The sequence below is a fragment of the Anaerosporobacter sp. genome, assembly GCF_031551385.1.
Taxonomy (GTDB): Bacteria; Bacillota; Clostridia; order Lachnospirales; family Lachnospiraceae; genus Anaerosporobacter.
Window position 1 is genome coordinate 1 of record NZ_JAVBNS010000100.1, and the last position, 6,509, is coordinate 6,509.

The following is a 6,509-nucleotide window of genomic DNA, read 5'->3' on the forward strand; positions in this document are numbered from 1 at the left end:
AAAAAGGGAGAAGAAATGACCGAACGTACAGAAGCAATTGCATTTTGCAGTAAATTAGATAATGTATATGAAGACTATCCGTTTAGTGATTCAAACTGGACAGTGATGAGGCATAAAGAAAATAAAAAAATATTTGCTTGGATATTTGAGAGAGAGAATCATATATGGATTAATGTAAAATGTGATTTGGAATGGAGAGACTTTTGGAGAAGAACATTTGAATCAGTAATACCAGCATTTCATTTGAATAAAGAACATTGGAATTCAATTATTTTAGATGGAACTGTACCAGATGCAGATGTTGAGCGAATGATTATTGAGAGCTATGATTTAACGAAAGGGAAGAAAAAAAAGAAAGTATGATTTTTAAGTTATAAGGTGGATTGCAATCGTTGTATAGGGAAAGGTGAATTCCGTGTGCATTATAAAGCATTTCACATTGGCTTTGACTCATTTTAGAGAAGGAGAGAGCATGGTTTTATATTTTTCAGGAACAGGAAATAGTAAGCATGTAGCGGAGAAAATTGCGCAAAAAACAAATGATGTGGTTGTATCCATGAATGAATTATTAAAGCAGAATAGAATGAAACAGCAGCAATCAGAATCGAAACCTTTTATATTTGTCTGTTCAACATACGCATGGAGAATCCCTCATGTAGTCGATGAATTGATAAGGAAAATTGAGTTCACTGGAAGTAGCAAAGTTTATTTTGTAATGACTTGTGGTGGTGAGACAGCGAATGCGATTCATCATGTAAAGAAATTATGCCAATATAAGAATTGGGAGTTACAAGGGTTTGCGGAGATTTTGATGCCAGATAATTATCTAGTCATGTTTCCAAGTGTTGATAAGAAAGAGGCAGAGGAACTTCTAAAAAAAGCAGATACGGTAATAGAAGAGATTGCAGAATATATACATCAAGGAAAGAAATTTTTCAAGTATAAATCAAATGGAGTTATCGGTAAGCTAGAAAGCGGTGCAGTGAATAATCTGTTCTATTCTATATTTGTTCAAGCAAAGGGATTTTATGTTACAGAGAAATGTATAGGTTGTGAAAAATGTGTAAAGCTGTGTCCTTTGAATAACATTACGATGAAGGATAGCAAACCTGTATGGGAAAATCAATGTACGCATTGTATGGCATGTATTTGTGGTTGCCCAAAAGAAGCAATTGAATATAAGAATAAGACACAAGGAAAGACAAGATATTCTCTAAAACACTATACTAATCGTGAAGAGTAATCAGTAGAAGGTTCTTACTGAGGAATTGATTGATATAGCAAAAAGAATAGAGAATGTCGTATTAAAACAAGAAGATGTTTCAAAATAAAACAAGAAGATGTTTCAAAATGATTGACTTTTATAGGGCAACAAGATAAGATATACAAAATACCAATAAGGAGGTACAAGATGGATATTCAAAAGATTCAACAAAATGAAACGACAGTGGCGGTTATTAATAGCGAGGAATGCCTAATAACAGACACTCAATCAGCGTTAGATTTAATTATGACAGTAAAATATGAAACAGGTTGCGAAAGAATCGCGATTAATAAAGAGGCAATCATAGAAGACTTTTTTATATTAAGTACTTGCTTAGCTGGTGAGATTATTCAGAAGTTTATTAATTATGGTGTGAAGTTTGCTATATACGGGGACTATTCAAAATATACAAGCAAGCCACTCAAGGACTTTATCTATGAAAGTAATCATGGAAAAGATTTATTCTTTGTAGAAGATGAGAGTACAGCGATTGAAAAACTTTCTTCTGTATGCTAAAAATTCTCATTTAATAATAAAAGAGCACAAAGGAACTTTGAGTCAGTTCCTTGTGCTCTTTTAGGTTAAGAGGAACGGTAGAGTTTTCTCATCTATACAAAAAGATTTTAGCTATTTAAGTTTGCCGAAAAACACTTCTTTAGGCTCAGTTCCATCATGATACTGAATACAACCGATAGTTGGAATGTTTCCGTTGAAGTCTTTGAGTTTTGTTGTATTATGAATAGAGGCCTCAATAAGATTATTTTTTTTGAATATAAGTTCCTTGCCCTCTGAATCACTATCTAAAAAGATATTATAACCTAATCCTACCATACCATCTTTATTATAATATTGGACAGTAACATAGTCACTAAGATGGATAGGAGTGGCATTGTTTCCAGAAACAAATGTTACAAGTCCTTCTATCATCCAACCATGTTTTACATTGATTAAACCCATATCTGAAAATTCTAATACAATCTCGGACTCTTTACCGCAGTTAGGTGCTTGGCAAGTAATCTGAAAAGATTCATTTCGACCATCATATGGATTATTAATAGAACCTTTTTCTGCGGTTGAATCATTGGGTGTAGAGGTAGATTCTAATGTTAATATTGGTTCAATATCAACATTTTGTTTATTATTATTTTTGCAAGCAGTAAAAGATAGCATACAAAGCAGTGCAACTATAATTAACCTATTCATGTTACTCCCTTCTATTCAAGTAATGTTTGAAACAATAATACTAGCTATAAAAATATAAGATAAAAATTTTTTGAACATGATGTTCCTCTCTTGAATTAAGAGATATACCTAGGAAAATCTCGTTATAGTAAAAAATTAGAATATAAACCGGTTGGAACGATTATACAACAAAAATAAGCATAAATCAATAAAAAATTTCAATTTAGAACTAAATTATGTAATTGTTCAGTGCGTCTCTTGCGAGAATAAACTCCGATAAACTACATAATTTCGGTTGTTTAACTGGAATCGTCGTCCCAACTTAAGGAAAACGTAATAATTTTGAGATTGAATAATCAGCAACAAAATATTACAATAAAATGGAAACATTTTCACATCAAAACAGGGAGGACTTGAATTTCATGAAAGGATTAAAGAAACAATTATTTAAACTTATGTTAATAGGTTTAATAACGACAGGATTAGTAATACCACAGAAAGCAAATGCAAGTACTACAAAGGAAAAAGAGACAACAACAGAATACACAATGAAGAAAGCTAAGAAAGAATATAAAGATAAAGACGGAATTGTCCGAGGCGTTGTATACTATCAATATCCTCAATTCGAAGGAACATCAGAGGCTATTAAAAAGATAAATAGCCAGTTAAAAAAAGAAAGTAGTAAGTTTTTAAAGTCTGAAAGTGCAAAATCGATACAAGAGTATACAGAGGGCGCCATTGAAAATAATGCTTTTTATGATGAAAAAGATCAGTATTATTTCAAAACGATATGTAAGGTTTCATATAACAAAAATAATATTGTGAGTCTTCATATGACAGAAGAATGGTATGCTGGTGGAGTATATAATCAAACAGATTATGGCTTGAATTATAATTTAAAGACAGGTAAGAAGTTAACAATCAATGACGTAATTTCAGGTAATGCAAAAGACAAGATTTTGAAGGCAGCAAAGAAATATTGTGGTTCAGATGATGCAGCATACAAGATAATAAAGAATACAAAGACATACAAATTTTATTTTACAAAGGGAAAAGTATATATCTGCTATGGAAGTTACGAATTAAATCACGGAACGAGTTGGGATATATTCACGGTTGCAGGAAAGTATAAGTAGAAAAAACAAGGCGATATCTTGAAAAATGTATTTTCAAATAATAAAAAAAATTTTAATAAAAGGGAGCGGAATTATATTTTTCCGCTCCCTTTTGTGGCTACACTTCTAGTTATGAATAATTTTTACTCTGAACGAAGAGCAGTAACAGGATCTTTCTTCGCAGCTTTCTTTGAAGGAATCAATCCTGCAATAAATGTTAAGAACATACTGATGATAATTAATACAACAGCAGCGGTTGTAGGTAATGCAGCAATACCAGAAACGCCAGAGATTGCTTCGATAATTGCGTTAGCAGGAATCATTAGAAGTAGTGTAACACCAATTCCAATAAGACCAGAGATAAAGCCGACAATTAATGTCTCAGCATTGAATATGCTTGAAATATTTCTCTTAGAAGCACCAATACTTCTAAGTACACCGATTTCTTTTGTACGTTCGAGAACAGAGATGTAAGTAATAATTCCAATCATAATAGATGAAACAACAAGTGAGATTGCAACAAAGCCGATAAGAATATAACTTATCATATTAATAATAGTTGTAACAGAAGACATCATTAAACCTACGATATCTGTGTAGGTGATTGTCATCTCTTCGTGACCGTCATCTGTTTGTGTAGAATTATAATCTTCTATAATCGTAGTAATGCTATCCTTTGCTTTGAAATCAATTGGATAAATATTAATAGAAGATGGTTGATTCAAATCAACAACACCAAGTGTAGAAAGATTACCATCATAAGTTGCTTTCTCGTTAGCATCGGCAGTAAGGTTATCTTTAAAAGCAGCAATAATCTCTTCTTCTGTCATAGCAGCAAGCATACCTTGCAACTGTGCCTGCTCTTCTTCTGGAAGTGTTGCGATGAATTCATTTACATCATCCATAGAAAGTTCTTCTATATATTCATCTAAATTAAAAGGCATGTTTGTAAATACATCTGTTTCTGGGTTAGCGAGTTGTGCTTTTACAATGTCGCTTTTATTAATCTCTTCAATAATATATTCTGTAAGTGCAGATGTATAGGCAACAGTACCACCAATAGCAGCGGCACTGGCATCTTCATTTGGACGAAGGATACCAACAACCTTTAATTCCATTCCGTTGTTTACAAGTTCTTTCATGTAAGATTTATTGTCACGCATATCTTCCCAAACACCATCAGCTTCATTGTACTGAAAATAATCACTATTGAGAACAACTTTAAATGTAGTACCAAGAATTTCATCATAAGTAAATTCAGCTTGTTCAGGCACCGTAACTTTTTCGCCAGCCATAACAGCCTCTAATGTATTAGAGAATTCATCTGGGTCCATAAGTCCAATGGAATAAAGAGAAGCATCACTTATTTCATTATTCTCATCTACAACAATAACAACTTCATTTTTAGCAAATTCATCAGGAAATCGTCCTGCTAAAACATCATATTGTGATTCTAAAAGCTCACGATTGCCAAGCATTTCTTCAAAAACGTCAGAGGACATCATACTCATTGCACTACTTGATTGACTGCCACCACCAAATGACATAGAGCTCATAACTTCACTTGGATTAAGTTGTAGAACGCCATCAGAGGTATCAGTACTGTAAACGTGTAAATCAAGATTATATCCATATTGGATTGCAGAAACATAATCTTTAATATTCGTTTCATCGCTTTCAATAAATCTCTTAAATGATTCTAAATCGTTGGAATCTCTAGCTTCACTTAATGTTGAAAGCATAGTACTTGAAATATTATTGGACTAAACCTTATCCAAATCGTGACTAATTCCATCTTTATTATTAGAACTCATCATACTAGACATCATGCTAGTCATATCAATACTTTCCTTTGCGATACTGATTGGATAAGTGGAAAGCGTATCTTTTTGAATGTTATCAATATAGGCGTTAACACCATTTGATAAAGCTAAAATCAAAGCAATACCGATGATACCAATACTTCCTGCAAAAGCAGTAAGAATGGTTCTTGCTTTCTTAGTTTTTAAATTGTTTAAACTCAGTGATAGAGCAGTTAAAAAAGACATAGAAGTTTTGCCCATCTTCTTATGTTCAGGTGTAGCAACAGTAGAGTTGTCAATGTCAAAAGGATTGGAGTCATTAATAATCTTACCGTCTTTTAATTTTACGATACGGTTTGCATATTCATCTGCAAGTTCTGGATTATGAGTAACCATGATAACAAGTCTGTCTTTCGCTACTTCTTTTAGAAGCTCCATAACCTGTACGCTAGTTTCTGAATCCAATGCACCAGTCGGTTCATCAGCAAGAAGAATATCAGGGTCATTTACCAATGCTCTAGCGATAGCAACCCTTTGCATCTGTCCACCAGACATTTGATTTGGTCTTTTATGAAGTTGATCTCCTAATCCGACTTTCCCAAGAGCATCTTTTGCACGTCTTTTTCTTTCGCTTTTGGAAATACCTGAGATGGTTAGTGCCAACTCAACGTTTGAGAGAACGGATTGATGTGGAATAAGATTGTAGCTTTGAAATACGAAACCAATTGTGTGATTTCGATAGGCATCCCAATCTCTATCTTTATATTTCTTTGTGGAGATACTATTGATGACAAGATCACCATCGTCGTAACGGTCAAGCCCTCCAACAATATTGAGCAGTGTTGTTTTTCCTGAACCACTTGGCCCTAATACAGCAACAAACTCGTTATCGCGAAAATTCAAACTTACATTATCAAGTGCAGTTTGTGTTAAATCGCCAGTTACATATTTCTTTGCAATATTTTTAATTTGCAACATAATAATCGCCTTCTTTCTATTTCATTTACCTATGTAGAACTATTGTGTATATCTTATTATACCCAAGAAAAGAAAACTGAAAAGAAACTTTCCGAAATTTTAATCAAATTGTAATAGTTGTTTATGATTGACATTGACGAAAGGTCAAGTGATATAATTAATCTATAT

7 protein-coding genes are annotated in these 6,509 nt (G+C 33.0%); 4 read left to right on the forward strand and 3 right to left on the reverse strand.

Annotated elements, in window-relative coordinates; all coding sequences use genetic code 11:
• The first annotated feature begins 15 nt into the window (after positions 1-15).
• The 3 genes from RMR19_RS09275 (at position 16) to RMR19_RS09285 (ending at position 1,780) form a co-directional block, all read left to right on the forward strand.
• A complete protein-coding gene (locus RMR19_RS09275) occupies positions 16-363 on the forward strand; it encodes an MmcQ/YjbR family DNA-binding protein (RefSeq protein ID WP_310603216.1) in 348 nt (115 codons plus the stop codon).
• 109 nt (positions 364-472) lie between these two features.
• Positions 473-1,243: an EFR1 family ferrodoxin gene (locus RMR19_RS09280; protein WP_310603212.1), complete on the forward strand. Its 771-nt coding sequence runs from the start codon at positions 473-475 to the stop codon at positions 1,241-1,243.
• A gap of 168 nt (positions 1,244-1,411) precedes the next feature.
• A complete protein-coding gene (locus RMR19_RS09285) occupies positions 1,412-1,780 on the forward strand; it encodes a DUF4180 domain-containing protein (RefSeq protein WP_310603213.1) in 369 nt (122 codons plus the stop codon).
• Positions 1,781-1,891: 111 nt separating this feature from the next.
• On the opposite strand, the gene RMR19_RS09290 is transcribed toward RMR19_RS09285, so the two are convergent.
• Positions 1,892-2,467, reverse strand: coding sequence for a hypothetical protein (locus RMR19_RS09290; RefSeq protein ID WP_310603214.1), 576 nt, complete (start codon positions 2,465-2,467; stop codon positions 1,892-1,894).
• Positions 2,468-2,868: 401 nt separating this feature from the next.
• Between RMR19_RS09290 and RMR19_RS09295 the strand changes: the two genes are divergently transcribed.
• A complete protein-coding gene (locus RMR19_RS09295; protein WP_310603215.1) occupies positions 2,869-3,582 on the forward strand; it encodes a PdaC/SigV domain-containing protein in 714 nt (237 codons plus the stop codon).
• Positions 3,583-3,704: 122 nt separating this feature from the next.
• On the opposite strand, the gene RMR19_RS22155 is transcribed toward RMR19_RS09295, so the two are convergent.
• Both RMR19_RS22155 and RMR19_RS22160 read right to left on the reverse strand, forming a co-directional pair.
• Positions 3,705-5,303, reverse strand: a complete 1,599-nt coding sequence (locus RMR19_RS22155; RefSeq protein ID WP_331654692.1) for an ABC transporter permease — start codon at positions 5,301-5,303, stop codon at positions 3,705-3,707.
• 21 nt (positions 5,304-5,324) lie between these two features.
• On the reverse strand, positions 5,325-6,341 hold the full coding sequence (locus tag RMR19_RS22160; RefSeq protein ID WP_331654693.1) for an ABC transporter ATP-binding protein: 1,017 nt from the start codon (positions 6,339-6,341) through the stop codon (positions 5,325-5,327).
• Between the last annotated feature and the right edge of the window lie 168 nt (positions 6,342-6,509).

Coding starts and splice junctions, on each gene's coding strand:
- RMR19_RS09285 (WP_310603213.1), top strand. CDS start 1,412: ATGGATATTCAAAAGATTCAACAAAATGAAACGACAGTGGCGGTTATT.
- RMR19_RS22155 (WP_331654692.1), bottom strand. CDS start 5,303: ATGCTTTCAACATTAAGTGAAGCTAGAGATTCCAACGATTTAGAATCA.
- RMR19_RS22160 (WP_331654693.1), bottom strand. CDS start 6,341: ATGTTGCAAATTAAAAATATTGCAAAGAAATATGTAACTGGCGATTTA.
- RMR19_RS09295 (WP_310603215.1), top strand. CDS start 2,869: ATGAAAGGATTAAAGAAACAATTATTTAAACTTATGTTAATAGGTTTA.
- RMR19_RS09280 (WP_310603212.1), top strand. CDS start 473: ATGGTTTTATATTTTTCAGGAACAGGAAATAGTAAGCATGTAGCGGAG.
- RMR19_RS09290 (WP_310603214.1), bottom strand. CDS start 2,467: ATGAATAGGTTAATTATAGTTGCACTGCTTTGTATGCTATCTTTTACT.
- RMR19_RS09275 (WP_310603216.1), top strand. CDS start 16: ATGACCGAACGTACAGAAGCAATTGCATTTTGCAGTAAATTAGATAAT.